The organism is Nocardioides sp. Root122 (assembly GCF_001425025.1).
Classification (GTDB): domain Bacteria; phylum Actinomycetota; class Actinomycetes; order Propionibacteriales; family Nocardioidaceae; genus Nocardioides.
The window spans coordinates 306,347-321,029 of the sequence record NZ_LMDE01000011.1; the positions used below are offsets into that span (position 1 = coordinate 306,347).

Genomic DNA, 14,683 nt, shown 5'->3' on the forward strand with positions numbered 1-14,683 from the left:
ACGGCATCCACAGCCCTGTCCACAGGAGTGGACGTGGACCCGTTGACCGTGCGGCACCGGATCCCTAGCGTTGCGCCGCAGAAGGGCCCCGCGGCTCCTCGACGCCAGCTGGGGAAGGCAGACGTCGAAGGTCGCGGGGCCCTCCTTCCCTGGTGCTGCTCAGCGACCCCGGAACTGCGGCGCGCGCTTCTCCTTCGCAGCCGCGATCCCCTCCTGCAGGTCGGCGGTGGCGAGCGTCATCGGCTGGGCCAGCGCCTCCCACTGCAGTGCCGACTCGAAGTCGGCGTGGCCACCGTCGGCGAGCGCGATCTTGGTCAGCCGTGCCGCGATCGGAGCGGTCGCCGCCACCTCGGACGCGGTGGCGAGCACGTCGTCGAGGAAGGCGTCACCCTCCACGACGCGGGAGACCAGGCCGAGCCGCAACGCCTCGTCGGCCTCCACCACGCGACCGGTGAGCAGCAGGTCTCGGGCGTGGGCGGGTCCGACCACGTTGGGCAGCAGGTAGGTGCCCGCCATGCCCGCGTGCATCCCGAGCTTGTTGAACGGCAGGCCCAGCTTGGCGCCGGCCGCGGCGTAGCGGATGTCGCAGGCCAGGGCCAGGCACAGCCCGGCGCCGATCGCGTGCCCGTTGACCGCGGCGATGGTCGGCACCTCGAGGCGACGGATCGAGAGCCAGGCCCGGTAGAACGGCATCATCCGCGCGCGCAGGTGGTCGACGCTCGCGTCGGGCTCGCTGGCGATCCACGAGGTGTTGCCGCCCGAGCAGAACGCGCTGCCCGCGCCCGTCACCACCACGACCCGCACGGTGGGGTCGACGGCGAGCGCGTCGATCGCCCGGACCCACGACGAGGTCATCTCGTCGCTCATCGCGTTGCGCATGTCGGGGTTGTCGAGGGTCAGCAGGACGACGCCCTCGGAGGGGCGCTCGAGACGCAGGTGGGAGAGGTCGGACGGGGGCTCTGACAGGTGCTCGGACATGGCCTGAGGGTACTGATGCCGCTGAGCGTGGAATCAGGCGGTTTCACGCTCAGCGCGTGTGGTGCGTGAGCGTGGGCCACGCGTGGCGTAGTGTCGGCGACGGAGCACGGGCAGCCGCTCGAGCTCCCCGGCGGGCTTCCCCCACGAGCAACCCCGTCGCGACGACCAAGAGAAACAAGCAAGGAGGCCGTCATGGCGGAGACCTGGAGCGGTGAGTTCTACTGCGTCAAGTGCAAGGAGAAGCGCGAGGCGGAGGGCGAGATCAAGGTCAACGACAAGGGCACCAAGATGGCCAAGGGCGTGTGCCCGGTCTGCGGTACCAACCTGAACCGCATCCTCGGCAAGGCGTGACCCTTCACCCCTTGAGCTGACAGCGGCGGCGACACCTGCGGGTGGCGCCGCCGCTCTGCATTTCCGGCTGTGGAGGACGTCTCGGTCCGTGCCGGCCGGTGGCAGCGTGTGCGGCATGTACGACGTCCCGCTGCGCGCCCAGCTCGACTGCCCCGAGGAGTGGGCGGGGCCGGTGAGGGCCGCCCTCCTCGCGGCGGGCGTGTCCCCCGACGCCGGCGCTCCGGTCGGGATCGCCGTCGCGCCCGGGCGGCTGGTGTCGGCGACCGTCGACGACTGGACGGTCGCCTCGCTCCCCCACGTGCTCGTCGGAGTGCGCCCCCAGGCGGTCGAGGTGGGGCCGTGGGTGGCCCCGGGTGTCGGGCCGTGTGCCCGGTGCGTGGCCGCCGCCGTCCTCGACGACGGCAGCCGCAGCCCGGCGCCACCCCTCGTCCGTCCGCTGTTGGCGGTGGCAGCCGGGGTCGTGGCGCGCGAGCTCGGGGCCTGGGCACGCAGCGAGACGCCGAGCACGTGGCTCACCTCGTGGCGCCACGACCACGAGCCGCTGCCGCACCAGCGACGGTGGGAGCGCCACCCCTACTGCGGGTGCGCCTGGTTCGACACGGTGTGAGGCGGTGCCCCGCCGGTCACCACCACTCGCTGTCGAGCTTGCTCTCCATCGCGCGGAGGTGCTCGCGCGAGCAGGCGTCGCAGAACGCTCGGCGTCGCCCGTTCTCCACGGCGGTCGTCCAGGTGAGGGTCTCGCCCTCCGGGGCCTGGGTGCCGCAGAAGGCGCAGGTGACCAGCTCGACCATGTCACGAGCCTAGCCGGGACCGACGCAGGAGGTCACGGCGTGGCGAGGGAGATTGAGCAAGCCCGTCACCGAGCGTGCGAGGTGACGACGGCGCGTCGAAATCCAGACGAGCCTAGCCGGGACCGACGCAGGAGGTCACTGCGTGGTGAGGGAGACGGCGCGTCGAAATCGAGACGAGCCGGTACGACGTCACGGTGACGTCGTACCGGCTCGTGCGGTGCTCACCCGCGATCAGGGCGAGAGCGTTTCCGAGGAAACTTCGTCGTCAGATCGAGCGAGCGAGGGCGAGACGCGCCTGCTGCGCGGCCTGCTCGGCCTTGCGGCTCATGCGACGGGCCATGGTCAGGTGGTGACCACGCCGCAGTTCATGCGCCTCTCCCAGGCGCGCGGACATTTGCGCGCGTGCGAGTTCTTCATTCATGAGATTCATGTCGGTGCTTCCGTTTCGGTAGGTCTTCATTGAGGTGTATTTCCTGTGTTTCCTCGGAGGTGGTTGAGCGGTGGCGCCTGAGGCTGCCCCGTCCTTCTGGGAGCTGCCCGACCTAGGCGACCTGGAAGGTCTGGTCGGACTTGCGGGGCCGGCCTCGCGGCCGCTTGCGCGGGATCACCACGCCCTGGAGGAAGAGCTCGCCTCCCCAGACGCCCCACGGCTCACGCCGTTCGAGGGCTCCGTCGAGGCACAGCGCCTGCACGGGGCAGTCGGTGCAGAGGGCCTTGGCGTGCTCCACGTCCGCGGGGGACTCGGCAAACCACAGCTCTGCGTCGTTGACGCGGCAGGGCAGCAACTCCTCATCCACTCCGGCAGCTGCGTCGTGCAGGGCGCCGAGCGGGGCCTGGGGCTCCAGCTGGCGTGCGTCGGCAGCTCGATTGCGGTCGAGAACGCTGATGGTCATGTGTTCACCTCCTACTCGTTGACCTGATCGCGGGTTTGGGAAAACTCGGTGGGACAAACAGAAAGGCCGCGGATCCCTGGGTGGGTTCCGCGGCCTGGAGGCTGCCGGTGCGAGGTGATGACCTAGCTCGACGGACTCCAGGCGGGAGAACCCGGGAAATCGCCCTTGATGCGAACGATGGCGGCGTCGCCCTGGACGGCCACCACAGCAGCGCCGAAGGCGCGCAGGTGCGCGCAGGGGCGGCCGAGGGTGGACATGCCGAAGGACGGCGTCCAAGCCGTCATCGTCTTCGTGTAGTTCTCCATGGGGGCCACCTCCTTCAGGGCATCGGGCGCGGATCGTTGTCAGCGATCCCATGCGCGGGGTTGTTGTGAGAGGAACGCTAGACCCTGACCGTCGTCAGGGGCAAACGATTTAATGGGTATTACTCAGAATTTTCTTCGGACGTCGATCCGAGGGCTTCCTGGACGGGGGTCCCGGCCACCACGGCGAGCACCTGGTCGCCGTACTTGGTGAGCTTGCCGGGCCCCACGCCGCTGATCGCTCGCAGCCCCGCGCTGTCCTTCGGGACGTGCTCGGCGATGAGCTGGAGGGTGGCGTCGGTGAAGACCACGAAGGCCGGCACGCTGTCGGCCGAGGACCGGGCCAAGCGCCACTCCCGCAGCCGCTCGAACAGCGCCTCGTCGTAGGAGGCGGGGCAGTCCGCGCAGCGACCGGTCTTCTTCTCGTGCGCGGTGGACAGCGCCCGTCCGCACTCGCGGCAGTGCATCGCGGCGCGGTTGCGCCGGGTGCGCTCGCGCCGCTGCCCGGAGACGCCGGGCACGCCGTCGAGCAGGGGCGCCAGGAACGGCGAGCTCCCGCGCGTGGCGCGCCCGCCGGGCTCACGGGCGGTGGCCCACGAGACGGCGAGCTCGTCGCGGGCCCGCGTCATCGCGACGTAGAGCAGGCGCCGCTCCTCCTCGACCTCCGCGGGGGTCGACGCCTGGGCGATCGGCATCATCTTCTCGTGCATGCCGGCAACGAAGACGGCGTCCCACTCCAGGCCCTTGGCCGAGTGGATCGTGGAGACGGTGACCGCGTCGGCGACAGGGGCGTGCTGCTCACCGGCGCGCCGGTCGAGGTCGTCGACGAACGCGCCGAGGTCGGCGTCGGGACGCTCGCGGCCGAAGTCGGCGGCCAGGTCGACGAGGGCCTGCAGAGACTCCCAGCGGTTGCGGACCTCTCCCCTGCCCTCGGGCGGCTGCGTCGAGTGACCCATCTGGGAGAGCACCGCCAGCACGGCGTCGGCGACGGGACCGCCGGCACCGCCGCTGCGCGCGGCCCCCCGGACCAGGGTGATCGCCTGCCGGACCTCTCCCCGGTCGAAGAAGCGGGCGGCGCCGCGGATGACGTAGGGGATGCCGCGCGCGGCGAGCGCCTCCTCGAAGCGCTCGGACTGGGCGTTGATGCGGAGCAGCACGGCCATCCGGCTCGCCGGCGTGCCGGAGGCGCGGAGGCCTGCCACCCGGTCGGCCACCGCGTCGGCCTCCGCGACCTCGTCGGGCGACTCACGGAAGGTGATCGCCGGACCTGCCGGGCGCTGGGCGACGAGGTCGACGCCCTTGCTGGCCGTGCCCGCGAGCAACCTGTTGGCGGCGGCGACGACCTCGGGCGTGGAGCGGTAGTTGCGGACGAGCTCGACGCTGGTGGCGCCGGGGAACCGCTGGGTGAAGTCGCGGAGGTAGCGCGCGTCGGCACCGGCGAAGGAGTAGATCGTCTGCGACGGGTCGCCCACGACGCACAGCTCGTCACGGCCGCCGAGCCAGAGGTCGAGCAGGGCGTGCTGGAGGGGCGAGACGTCCTGGAACTCGTCGACGACGAACCACTTGTACTGCCGGCGGACCTGCGCGGCCACGGCCTCGTTGTCGGCGAGCAGGCCGGCTGCGAAGAGCAGCACGTCCTCCATGTCCATCCGGCCCTGGTTGCGCTTGACCTCCTCGTAGGAGTCGAAGGCCCGGGCGACCACGGCAGGGTCGAGGCCGGAGACGGCACGACCGCGGGAGGCGGCGACGGCGGCATAGGTGTCGGGGGCGACGTTGGAGACCTTGGCCCACTCGATCTCGCTCGCGAGGTCGCGCAGCGTCGCCTGGTCGACGCCGAGCCGCTGCCGGCGGGCGGCCAGCGCGAGCATCGCCAGCTTGGACTCGGTCAGCTCGGGCAGGTCGCGGTTGTGCACGCGGGGCCAGAAGAAGCGCAGCTGCCGCAGGGCCGCGGAGTGGAACGTGCGGGCCTGGACGCCGGGAGCGCCGAGCGCCCGCAGCCGCTCGCGCATCTCGCCCGCGGCGCGGGTGGTGAACGACAGGGCGAGCACCTCGGTCGGCGCATAGAGCCCCGTCGCGACGCCGTGCGCGATCCGGTGGGTGATCGCCCGGGTCTTGCCGGTGCCGGCACCGGCCAGGACCCGGACCGGGCCACGGAGCGCCTCGGCGACCTGTCGCTGCTCGGGATCGAGCGCTTCGAGCAACGTCGGCTCCTGCGGGACTTCGGGGGTGACTGGGCGGGCGAGCGCCACCCTAGACGCCGCTGCCGACAGCGGCCCCGGCCCGGTCGGCGTACCTGTGGAGAGGCCGGAGCGGGCGGCCGGTGTGAGGTCGGCGACCCCGGCGCCGGCGCGGGAATGCCCACGGGCGGGTCGTCGTTGTGCGGGACATGTCCGAGAGCAAGTTCACCATGTTCACCACGCCCTGGTGCGGTTACTGCCACCGCCTGAAGAGCCAGCTCGACCGCGAGGGCATCGCCTTCGACCTGGTCGACATCGAGCAGGTGCCGGACGCCGCGTTCACCGTCGAGCAGGCCAACGGCGGCAACCAGACGGTGCCGACGCTGCTGTTCGCCGACGGCAGCACGCTGACCAACCCCTCCGTGGCGCAGGTCAAGGACAGGCTCGCGGCCCTTTCATGAGGCTGGCCCGCGGCCGGACGCCGTCCGGGGATAACCTGACGTCGTGTCACTGCTGAACTCGATCGATCGAGACCACGTCCTGACCGCGCTGGACACGTGGGACGCAGCGGGCGGGGCCAACTACATGCTGGTCCGCGGTGGTGTGTCGACCCACGTGCTGCTCCACCACGGCAAGGAGTACGACGCCGCGGCGATCGCGGGCATCGCCCACGGCCTCGCCACCGGCCGCACGCTCGCCCCGCAGGACATCCCCGGCGGGGCGGCCGGCGCCAGCAAGGCCCTCGTGCGCCTGGGGTTCGACGTCCGCGACGACTCGCCGCCCAGCGAGCGCGTGCCGGGCACCCGTGCCCGCACCCCGCGCACGTCGTCGGGCTCGACGTCGTCCGGCTCGCGGTCGACGCGCAGCACGGGAACCCCGCGTCCGACCCGCGTCGCGGCCACGGACAAGCCGGTCAACCTCTGCCCCCGCTGCTACATCGCGCTGCCGGCCACCGGAATCTGCGACACCTGCGACTGACGGCGCGACCCGGCGGGCTCAGCCCCAGCCGGGTCCGTCGAGCGGGCGTCCGAACCAGCTCTCGATGAGCGAGGACGAGATCGAGACCCCGCGGGGCACGACCAGCTCGCCCGAGCGCGCGGCCTCCTCGAACTGCCGACGCGTCCACCAGCGCGCCTCCTCGATCTCCGCGCCGTCGACGTCGATCTCCGTGGTGAGCGCCCGCCCGGTGAAGCCGAGCATCAGGCTCGCCGGCAGCGGCCACGGCTGGCTGCCGAAGTAGGACACCTCGCCGACCGTCACGCCGACCTCCTCGTCCACCTCACGGCGTACGGCGTCCTCCAGGGTCTCCCCCGGCTCGCAGAAGCCCGCGAGCGTGGACCAGCGTCCGACGGGCCAGGCCCGGTTGCGGCCGAGCAGGATCGCCTCGTCGTCCCCCTCGCCGTGGGTGATCGCCATGATCACCGCCGGGTCCGTGCGCGGGAACTGCGGGCGGTCGCACTGCGTGCACCGCAGCTCGTGACCGGCGGCGCGGCTCTCGAGCGCCCCGCCGCACCGCGGGCAGTGGCGGGTGGCGTGGTGCCACTCGGCCAGCCCGATGGCGTGCATCAGCAACGGCGCCTGCTCGGCGGCGCCGTCGGCGAGCAGGCCGAGCACGTTGCGCAGCGGCACCCAGTCATCGGGGTCGCCGGGCGCGTCGTCCGGCGCCACGATCACCGCCAGGTGCACGACCTCGTCCCGGGAGCCGAGCAGCACGAGCCGGCCCTCCGGTGCCTCAGCGGGCGTCGTCCAGCGGATCTCCCCGTCGAGGGGACGCAGCCGGTTGCCTGCCACGACCAGGACACGCGTCGCGGGGTCGCGCTGCACCTCGGCGAGCCACGCGGCGTCGGTGCGCCGCAGGCCCATCCGGTTGTGGGCGTGCCGGGACAGGGCCACGTGCGGAAGGGTGCGGTCGTCGGTCACGCTGCCACGCTAGTCGGTGGCCCGACGACGGCCGGTCGGTAACCTCTGCCCCCGTGAGCACCCACATCGGCGCCCAGCCCGGCGACATCGCCCCGACCGTCCTCCTCCCCGGCGACCCATTGCGGGCCAGGTGGATCGCGGAGACCTTCCTCGACGACGCGCGCTGCTACAGCGAGGTGCGCGGGATGTACGGCTTCACCGGCACCTGGAACGGGCACCCGGTCTCCGTCCAGGGCTCCGGCATGGGACAGCCGTCGATGTCGATCTACGTCAACGAGCTCTTCACCGACTACGACGTGCAGTCGATCGTGCGCGTCGGCTCCTGCGGTGCGGTGACCGAGGACGTCGGGATCCGCGACGTCATCATCGCCTCGGGTGCCTGCACCGACTCCTCGATGAACCGGATCGCGTTCCACGGCATCGACTACGCACCCGTCGCCGACTTCGGCCTGCTCCGCGGCGCGGTCGAGGCCGCCGAGGCCCGCGAGGCGGGCTCGCCCTTCCACGTGGGCCTGATCTTCTCCAGCGACTCCTTCTACCCCGCCCGGCCCGAGCTGCTCGCCGAGATGGTGAAGTACGGCGTGCTGGGCGTGGAGATGGAGGCGAGCGCGCTCTACACGCTCGCCGCCAAGCACGGCCGCCGCGCGTTGGCGATCTGCACCGTCTCCGACCACATCGCCACCGGTGAGGAGACCACCTCGCAGGAGCGCGAGCAGACCTTCGGCGAGATGGTCGAGATCGCCCTCACCGCCGCCCTGCGCTGAGCCCTGCGCTGAGCCCTGCGCTGAGCCCTGCGCGAGTCAGGCGTCAGATCTCGAGGAGCCTCTCGAGGCCGGCGCGGTCGGGCAGGTCGTCGGGCGCGACCGTGCGCCCGGAGCGGACGTAGTGGAAGACCGCGCGCACCTGCTCCAGCGGAGCGCCCGTGAGCTCGGACCAGGCCACCCGGTAGAGGGCGAGCTGGAGCGGGTCGGAGGTCTCGTGGCGTCCGGTCTTCCAGTCGACGACGAGGTAGCCGCCCCCCGACTCAGCGGGCTCGGCGTAGACCGCGTCGATGCGCCCGCGGACCACCTGCCCGCCCAGCACCAGGGCGAAGGGCGCCTCCACGGCGTGCGGGACCCGGTCGGCGAAGGGGCCGTCCTCGAAGCGCTTCACGACGTCGCCGAGGTCGGCCTCGTCGTCGATGCCGGCATCCGCGCGGCCGGGCAGCTCGTCGGGCTCGATCAGCGCCTGCTGGCCGAAGCGCTCCTCGACCCAGGCGTGGAACGCCGTGCCGAAGCGGGCCGCCGGCGCCGGCGGGCGCGGCATCGGACGGGCCAGGTCGCGGGCGAAGCCCTCCGGGTCGTCGCGCAGGCGGGCCACGGACGTGGCGGACAGGCTGCTGGGCAGCGGCAGGTCGACCGAGGTGGCCCGCTCGGCCCGGGCCTCGGTGAGCAGCTGGACCAGGTCGTCGTCCCACTCCGCGACCCGCGCCGCCTCCACCATGTCGAGGCCCTCGTCGGGCGCCGTGCGGTCGACGGTGCGGACCAGCTCGGCGGCGGCCAGGCGCCGTCGCGCCTCCTCGCCGGGACCGGGCACCGGCCACGGTCGCGAGGGGTCGACGTCGTCGTTGGGGTTGGGGGTCTTGCCCTGCGGCCTCTCCAGCCAGCGCTCGACCGCCTGTCCCCACTCCTGGAGCTGGTCGCGCACGGTGCGTTGGTAGTCGGAGGGCCCGAAGGGCGTCGAGCGCTGGCCCCAGACGTAGGACGTCACGGCGAGGTGGTGGGCGGCGCGGGTGTAGGCGACGTAGCCCAGGCGCAGCTCCTCCTCCGCGTCGTGGGCACGGGTCGCCGCGCGGTAGGCGTCGAGGGCGGCCTTGTCGTGGCCGGCGAGCTGCGGCTGGTCGACGCGGTCGCCGCGCAGGGGCGCGGGCAGGACGGCCGGCGAGGACGTCCACAGGGTGCGCGAGCGGTTGCTGGGGAACCGGGTCTCCCCCACTCCCACGCAGAACACCGACGACCACTCCAGGCCCTTCGCGCGGTGGACGGTGAGCAGCTTGACCGAGTCGGCGGCGGTGGGCGTGGCGACGTCGAGCCCGTTGCCCTGGTCGTCCTCGGCGGTGAGGTAGGCCAGCAGCGCGGGCAGGGTGACGTCGCCGTCGACGCTCTGGAACTCCGCGACGGCCTTGACGAACAGGTCGAGGTTGTCGCGGCGCGCGGCGGCGGCCGGCGACGTGGCCGAGGCCAGCTCGACGTCGACGCCCGTGGTGTCGATGATCCGGCGGACCAGGTCGAGGAGCGGGTCGCCGACGTGGGTGCGGAGCCGGCGCAGCTCGGTGGCGAGGAGGGCGAACCGGTCGAGCGCCTCCGAGGAGTACGCCGCCTCACCCGGTGACTCGACGGCGTCGCTGAGCGCGGGCATCTCGGCCGCGTCGATGCCGTCGGCGATCTGGAGCAGCTGGTCGGCGATCGTCGCCGCCTCCGCCCGCGTGCGTACGCCGGCGACCTCCGCGGCACGCAGCGCGAGCAGCCGCAGGTCGCGGGGCCCGATCGCCCAGCGTGGCCCGGTGAGCAGGGTCAGCATCGAGGAGTTGGCGGTGACGTCGTGCAGCAGCGTGAGGGTGGCGACCACCTCGGCCACCTCGGGCAGCCGGATCAGGCCGGAGAGCCCGACGATCTCGACCGGGACGCCGGCAGCGGTGAGGGCGTCGTAGACCTCCTCGGCCTGCGCGTTGTCGCGGCTCAGCACGCCGATGTCGGACCAGTCGGTGCCGGCGGCGTGGACCGCGGTGACCTCCGCGGAGAGCCAGGCCAGCTCGTCGGCGGCCCGCTCGAAGACGTGGGTCTCGACGTGGCCGTCCGCGGCGATCTCGGCCGGACGCAGTCGCGCCACCTTGTCGCCGTAGGTCTCGAGCAGCGGCGCCGCCAGCAGGTTGGCGACGTCGAGGATCCTGCGGTCGGAGCGCCGGTTGACGGTGAGCGGCAGCCGGCCGGGCTCGCCGTCGGCGGCCGGGAAGGTCTCGGCGAAGTTGAGGATGTTGGACACCGAGGCCCCCCGCCAGCCGTAGATCGCCTGGTTGGGGTCGCCGACGGCCATCACCGGGTGGCCGAGCCCGTGGCCGGCGTCGGGACCGGAGAACAGGCGCGCCAGCATCGTCGCCTGGGCGACGGAGGTGTCCTGGTATTCATCCAGGAGGACGACCTTGAACCGCGACCGCTCGAGGACGCCGACCTCGGGCTGGTCCTCGACCAGGCGCGCGGCGAGCGCGATCTGGTCGCCGAAGTCCATCAGGCCCAGGTCGGCCTTGAGGCGGCGGTAGCCAGACACGAGCTGGAGCAGCTCGGCACGCCGGTCGATCGCGTGGATCGCCTTCGCCGGGGGCTCGAGGTAGGTCTTGCGGGCCTTGCCCGCCTGCTCCTCGTCGATGGCGCGTTGGAAGCCGCGCCGCGCCTCCGCGTCGACGCGGCGCACGTCGTCCTCGTCGACGAGGTGCTCGCTCATCGCGCCGTCGAGAGCGAGGAGGTTCTGGATGGCCGTGGCCGGGTGGTCGGTCAGCAGCTCGATGTGGCCGGTGAACCGGTCGATGACCCGCGCACCGAGCTGGTAGCGCGAGGCGTCGGAGACGACCCGGGTGTCGGGCTCGTGGCCGATCCGGAGGCCGTGGTCGGTCAGCAGGGTGGCGGCGTAGGCGTGGTAGGTGGCGACGGTGGGCTCGAGGACGTCCTCGCCCTCCACGACGACCGAGCGGTCGAGGAGCCCGGCGTTGCCCAGCGCCGAGGTGACCCGCTGGCGCAGCTCAGCGGCGGCCTTGGTGGTGAACGTCAGGCCGAGCACCTCCTCGGGGCGCACCTTGCCGGTCGCGACCAGCCAGACCACCCGCTGGGCCATGAGCGTGGTCTTGCCGCTGCCCGCGCCGGCGACGACGACGGTCGGGCGCAGCGGTGAGGTGATCGCGGCCCACTGCTCGTCGCTCGGGGCGTGGGTGGCACCCATGAGGGCGCGGAGGTCCTCGGGGGTCTCGAGGCGCACGGGCTCGCGGGGGTGCTCGCTCACTGGACGGTCACGCTCCCTGCGCCCCGGGCCGGGCAGATGGCCACGAACGCGCAGTCGCGGCAGTGCGGGCCCGCGGTCGCGGGGAAGGTCTCGGCGCGCACCAGCTCGGCCGCGCGGGCCAGGCCGGCACGTAGCACCGTGCGCTCGGGACCGTCCTCGCCGTGGGGCGGCTGCGCCTGCACCTTGGCGGTCGCGGAGTCGTCGTCGATGCCGAGCTGGACCAGCTCGGCGCCGCCGGAGACCACGGGCCGGCCCGCCTCCTCGTCGAGGGCGCCGGCGTCGACGGCGTACTGGTAGAGGGCGAGCTGGAGGTTGCCGGCCACAGCCGGTCCGGTCGGTGGGATGCGGGCGCTCTTGAAGTCGACCACCACGACCCGGCCGTCGTCGTCGATCTCGAGGCGGTCGGCATAGCCGGTGAGCGCCACCGGGCGGCCGTCGAGGTCGACGACGGAGCGGAAGCGGGTCTCCGCGCCCAGGACGGTGCGTGGGTTGGCGAGGTGCCACTGCACGAACCTCGCCACCGCCTTGCGGATCCGCGCCAGCTCGCGCTGCCGCGACCAGGGCGTGCGGAAGGCGAGACGGTCCCAGATCGCCTCGACCTCGGCCATCAGCGGCTCGACCTCGGGCGGGAGGTCGCCACGGACCACGCGCTCGGCGAGGGCGTGGAGCACCTGGCCGAGGTTGGCGGACTGGTGGACCGCCGAGACGCCACCCGCCTCGCGCTCGAAGAACCACTGGGCCGGACACAGCAAGATCGACTCGAGCATGCTCGCCGAGATCGGCACCGGCCCGTCGGGGTCGCGGATCGGGAGGACCGAGCGGGTCGCGCTGCGCGTGCCCCACCAGGTGGCGGGGTCCGCCGCCGGCACCAGCTGGCGCCCGTCGACCTCCTCGGCGGCCAGGGCGGCGAGCCGGCGCGCGGCCGCCTCGCGCAACGGCGTCGAGACGTCGGGGTCGGCGGCGGTGCGCCGCAGCTCGGCCACCAGTCCCCCGAGGGACAGCGGGCGCGGCGGGCGGCCGTCCTGGTGCTCGATCGTCACGCCGAGCTCCTCGAGGAAGCGCGAGGGCTGCTCGCCGTCGTCGTCGGGCGAGCGCACCGCGCACACCACCAGGCGACGTCGCGCGCGCGTGCAGGCGACGTAGAAGAGACGTCGCTCCTCCATCAGCAGCGCCCGGGACGAGACCGGCGGGACGAGGTCGGGCTGCCCGGAGGCGTCCACCCCGATGCGGTCGGCGCCCAGGAGCGTCGCCCGCCTGCGGAGGTCGGGCCAGCCCTCCTGCTGCACGTGGGCGACCACGACGAGGTCCCACTCCAGCCCCTTGGAGCGGTGGGCGGTGAGCAGCCGGACCGCGGAGCCGCGCACGCCCCGCTCGGCCAAGGTGTCGGCCGGCAGCTGCTGGGCGACGAGGCTGGCGAAGAAGGTGGCCACCCCGACGTGGTCGCGCTGATCGACGGCCCGGGCCGCCAGCTCGAAGAGGGCGACCACCGCGTCGAGGTCGCGGTGGGCGCGCCGGGCGGAGGCGCCGCCGGCGTCGACCTGGCGCCGGAGCCGGGTCGGCCACGAGGTGGTCGACCAGAGGTGCCAGAGCACGTCCTCGACGCCGGCACGGTCCGCCAGCATCGTGGCGCCGTCACGCAGGAGCGTGGCCAACGCGCGGGCACGCTCGACGTCGGGGCCCTCGAGGCCGTCGAGGAAGCCCGGGGAGACGACCGCGAGGCGCACCAGGTCGCGTGAGGTGCGGCGCGCTGCGGGGTCGGCCTGCTCCTTCTCGCGCTGGCGCAGGCGACGCACCAGGGCGCGCAGGTCGGAGGCGTCGAGGCCGCCGAGCGGCGACAGGAGCAGCGACTCGATCCGGCCTGCGTCGAGGAAGTCGGGAGAGTCGGGGTCGTCGTTGTCGAGGTTGACCACGGCCCGCAGCCCGTCGAGCAGCGGCGGGACCGCCGGGTCGCGGACCAGGGGCAGGTCGTCGGAGGCCACCTCGACCGGGACGCCGGCAGCGGCGAGCGCGCGTCGCAGCGGCGGGATGCTCGTGCGACCCGAGCGGACCAGGACGGCCATCCGGTCCCAGGCGATGCCGTCCTCGAGGTGCGCGCGACGCAGCAGGTCGGCGAGGCGCTCGGCCTCGGCGCGCTCGGTGTCGTAGGTGACGACCTCGACGCGGCCCGGGCCCTGAGGCCCGGGGACGGCCTCCGGCGCGAGGAACGCCTCGCGGGCACCGGCCTCGATGCTGCCGGTCAGGGTCAGGCGGGAGGCGACGCGGCCGGCGGCCAGCAGGATGCGTGGGCCGAAGCGCCGGGTGCGGCGCAGGACGACCACCGGGGCCGGAGCGCCGGTCGCGGCCGGGAAGCTGGCCGGGAAGTCGAGGATGCCGCGCACGTCGGCCCCGCGGAAGCCGTAGATCGACTGGTGCGGGTCGCCGACGACGGTGAGGTTGCGGCCGTCGCCGGCCAGCGCGCGGAGCAGGGCGACCTGGCCGGGGTCGGTGTCCTGGTATTCGTCCACGAAGACGTGGTCGTAACGGGCGCGCAGCTCGTCGCGGTGGGCCTCGGCCTCGATGACCGCGCGCCGGATCAGGTCGGCGTAGTCGGTGGCACCGAGGCTGTCGAGGACGGTGAGGTACTGCTCGAGGAACAGCCCGGCAGCGACCAGCTCGGGCAGGTCGTGCTCGATGCCCAGCCCCCGCAGGCCGGCGGGATCGAGCCCCTTCTCGCGAGCCCGCGAGAGCACCGCCTGCACCTCGCGGACGAACCCGCGGGTGCCGACCGCGCGCCGCAACGGCTCGGGCCACACCACCGACTCGGGGTTGTCGCGCAGCAGCTCCCGCAGCACCACGTCGGCCTCGGGGGCCGACAGCAGCCGGATGGCGCCCTCGTAGAGCTCGTGGGGTGCGTACTTGCGGACGAGTGCGTAGGCGAAGGAGTGGAAGGTCGAGCAGGCCGCGGCGGACGTCGTGCGCGCCACCCGCGCCGTCACGCGGTCGCGCAGCTGCTCGGCGGCCTTGCGGGAGAAGGTGAGCGCGAGGACCGAGTCGGGCGACGCGCCGCGGTGCTCGATGCGGTCGACGATGGCCTCGACGAGCGTCGTGGTCTTGCCGGTGCCGGGACCGGCCAGGACGAGCAGCGGACCGCCCTCGTGGTCGACCACGCGCTGCTGGTGCTCGTCGAGCTCGGGCACCGCGACCTCGCGGTCGGGGCGCACCAACCGGTAGCGCGTGGCCTCACTCATGGACACACCCCATCA

The 14,683-nt window shown here is 73.3% G+C and carries 14 protein-coding genes; 5 read left to right on the plus strand and 9 right to left on the minus strand.

Annotation, left to right across the window (positions count from 1 at the left end; translation table 11 throughout):
• Nucleotides 1–159 precede the first annotated feature (159 nt).
• Complete coding sequence (locus ASC64_RS14320) at nucleotides 160–978, minus strand: enoyl-CoA hydratase/isomerase family protein (RefSeq protein WP_056908206.1); 819 nt, start codon at nucleotides 976–978, stop codon at nucleotides 160–162.
• Nucleotides 979–1,170: 192 nt separating this feature from the next.
• Between ASC64_RS14320 and ASC64_RS22540 the strand changes: the two genes are divergently transcribed.
• Nucleotides 1,171–1,329: a DUF5679 domain-containing protein gene (locus ASC64_RS22540; protein ID WP_090969683.1), complete on the plus strand. Its 159-nt coding sequence runs from the start codon at nucleotides 1,171–1,173 to the stop codon at nucleotides 1,327–1,329.
• A gap of 115 nt (nucleotides 1,330–1,444) precedes the next feature.
• Nucleotides 1,445–1,936: a hypothetical protein gene (locus ASC64_RS14325; protein ID WP_056908207.1), complete on the plus strand. Its 492-nt coding sequence runs from the start codon at nucleotides 1,445–1,447 to the stop codon at nucleotides 1,934–1,936.
• Between the two features lie 16 nt (nucleotides 1,937–1,952).
• Here the strand turns inward: ASC64_RS14325 and ASC64_RS22545 are convergent, their stop codons facing one another.
• From ASC64_RS22545 to ASC64_RS14345, 5 genes are all read right to left on the minus strand, one after another.
• Nucleotides 1,953–2,120: a hypothetical protein gene (locus ASC64_RS22545; RefSeq protein ID WP_200937770.1), complete on the minus strand. Its 168-nt coding sequence runs from the start codon at nucleotides 2,118–2,120 to the stop codon at nucleotides 1,953–1,955.
• 265 nt (nucleotides 2,121–2,385) lie between these two features.
• Complete coding sequence (locus ASC64_RS14330) at nucleotides 2,386–2,580, minus strand: hypothetical protein (RefSeq protein ID WP_056908208.1); 195 nt, start codon at nucleotides 2,578–2,580, stop codon at nucleotides 2,386–2,388.
• Nucleotides 2,581–2,662: 82 nt separating this feature from the next.
• Nucleotides 2,663–3,013 carry a WhiB family transcriptional regulator gene (locus ASC64_RS14335; protein WP_082550490.1) on the minus strand — a complete coding sequence of 117 codons (351 nt, stop codon included), beginning with the start codon at nucleotides 3,011–3,013 and terminating at the stop codon, nucleotides 2,663–2,665.
• 122 nt (nucleotides 3,014–3,135) lie between these two features.
• A complete protein-coding gene (locus ASC64_RS14340; protein WP_056908209.1) occupies nucleotides 3,136–3,318 on the minus strand; it encodes a hypothetical protein in 183 nt (60 codons plus the stop codon).
• Nucleotides 3,319–3,437: 119 nt separating this feature from the next.
• Nucleotides 3,438–5,516: an ATP-dependent DNA helicase UvrD2 gene (locus ASC64_RS14345; protein ID WP_235563756.1), complete on the minus strand. Its 2,079-nt coding sequence runs from the start codon at nucleotides 5,514–5,516 to the stop codon at nucleotides 3,438–3,440.
• 185 nt (nucleotides 5,517–5,701) lie between these two features.
• Between ASC64_RS14345 and ASC64_RS14350 the strand changes: the two genes are divergently transcribed.
• Both ASC64_RS14350 and ASC64_RS14355 read left to right on the plus strand, forming a co-directional pair.
• Nucleotides 5,702–5,953: a mycoredoxin gene (locus tag ASC64_RS14350; protein ID WP_056908211.1), complete on the plus strand. Its 252-nt coding sequence runs from the start codon at nucleotides 5,702–5,704 to the stop codon at nucleotides 5,951–5,953.
• Nucleotides 5,954–5,996: 43 nt separating this feature from the next.
• Nucleotides 5,997–6,470, plus strand: coding sequence for a hypothetical protein (locus tag ASC64_RS14355; protein ID WP_056908212.1), 474 nt, complete (start codon nucleotides 5,997–5,999; stop codon nucleotides 6,468–6,470).
• A gap of 18 nt (nucleotides 6,471–6,488) precedes the next feature.
• Here the strand turns inward: ASC64_RS14355 and nudC are convergent, their stop codons facing one another.
• Nucleotides 6,489–7,412 (minus strand): NAD(+) diphosphatase, encoded by a 924-nt coding sequence (gene nudC / locus ASC64_RS14360; protein WP_235563757.1) that lies wholly within the window; start codon nucleotides 7,410–7,412, stop codon nucleotides 6,489–6,491.
• Between the two features lie 53 nt (nucleotides 7,413–7,465).
• Here nudC and deoD point away from each other — a divergent pair, with 53 nt between their 5' ends.
• A complete protein-coding gene (gene deoD / locus ASC64_RS14365) occupies nucleotides 7,466–8,176 on the plus strand; it encodes a purine-nucleoside phosphorylase (RefSeq protein ID WP_056908213.1) in 711 nt (236 codons plus the stop codon).
• Between the two features lie 43 nt (nucleotides 8,177–8,219).
• Here the strand turns inward: deoD and ASC64_RS14370 are convergent, their stop codons facing one another.
• Both ASC64_RS14370 and ASC64_RS14375 read right to left on the minus strand, forming a co-directional pair.
• On the minus strand, nucleotides 8,220–11,441 hold the full coding sequence (locus ASC64_RS14370) for a UvrD-helicase domain-containing protein (protein ID WP_235563758.1): 3,222 nt from the start codon (nucleotides 11,439–11,441) through the stop codon (nucleotides 8,220–8,222).
• The gene (locus ASC64_RS14375; RefSeq protein WP_056908214.1) at nucleotides 11,438–14,668 is read right to left on the minus strand and encodes an ATP-dependent helicase; all 3,231 of its coding nucleotides are present in this window, start codon (nucleotides 14,666–14,668) and stop codon (nucleotides 11,438–11,440) included. Before ASC64_RS14375 ends, ASC64_RS14370 begins: the two co-directional genes overlap by 4 nt.
• Nucleotides 14,669–14,683 lie beyond the last annotated feature (15 nt).

Coding starts and splice junctions, on each gene's coding strand:
- ASC64_RS14350 (WP_056908211.1), top strand. CDS start 5,702: ATGTCCGAGAGCAAGTTCACCATGTTCACCACGCCCTGGTGCGGTTAC.
- ASC64_RS14330 (WP_056908208.1), bottom strand. CDS start 2,580: ATGAAGACCTACCGAAACGGAAGCACCGACATGAATCTCATGAATGAA.
- ASC64_RS14325 (WP_056908207.1), top strand. CDS start 1,445: ATGTACGACGTCCCGCTGCGCGCCCAGCTCGACTGCCCCGAGGAGTGG.
- ASC64_RS22540 (WP_090969683.1), top strand. CDS start 1,171: ATGGCGGAGACCTGGAGCGGTGAGTTCTACTGCGTCAAGTGCAAGGAG.
- ASC64_RS14335 (WP_082550490.1), bottom strand. CDS start 3,013: ATGACCATCAGCGTTCTCGACCGCAATCGAGCTGCCGACGCACGCCAG.
- ASC64_RS22545 (WP_200937770.1), bottom strand. CDS start 2,120: ATGGTCGAGCTGGTCACCTGCGCCTTCTGCGGCACCCAGGCCCCGGAG.
- ASC64_RS14320 (WP_056908206.1), bottom strand. CDS start 978: ATGTCCGAGCACCTGTCAGAGCCCCCGTCCGACCTCTCCCACCTGCGT.
- ASC64_RS14375 (WP_056908214.1), bottom strand. CDS start 14,668: ATGAGTGAGGCCACGCGCTACCGGTTGGTGCGCCCCGACCGCGAGGTC.
- ASC64_RS14340 (WP_056908209.1), bottom strand. CDS start 3,318: ATGGAGAACTACACGAAGACGATGACGGCTTGGACGCCGTCCTTCGGC.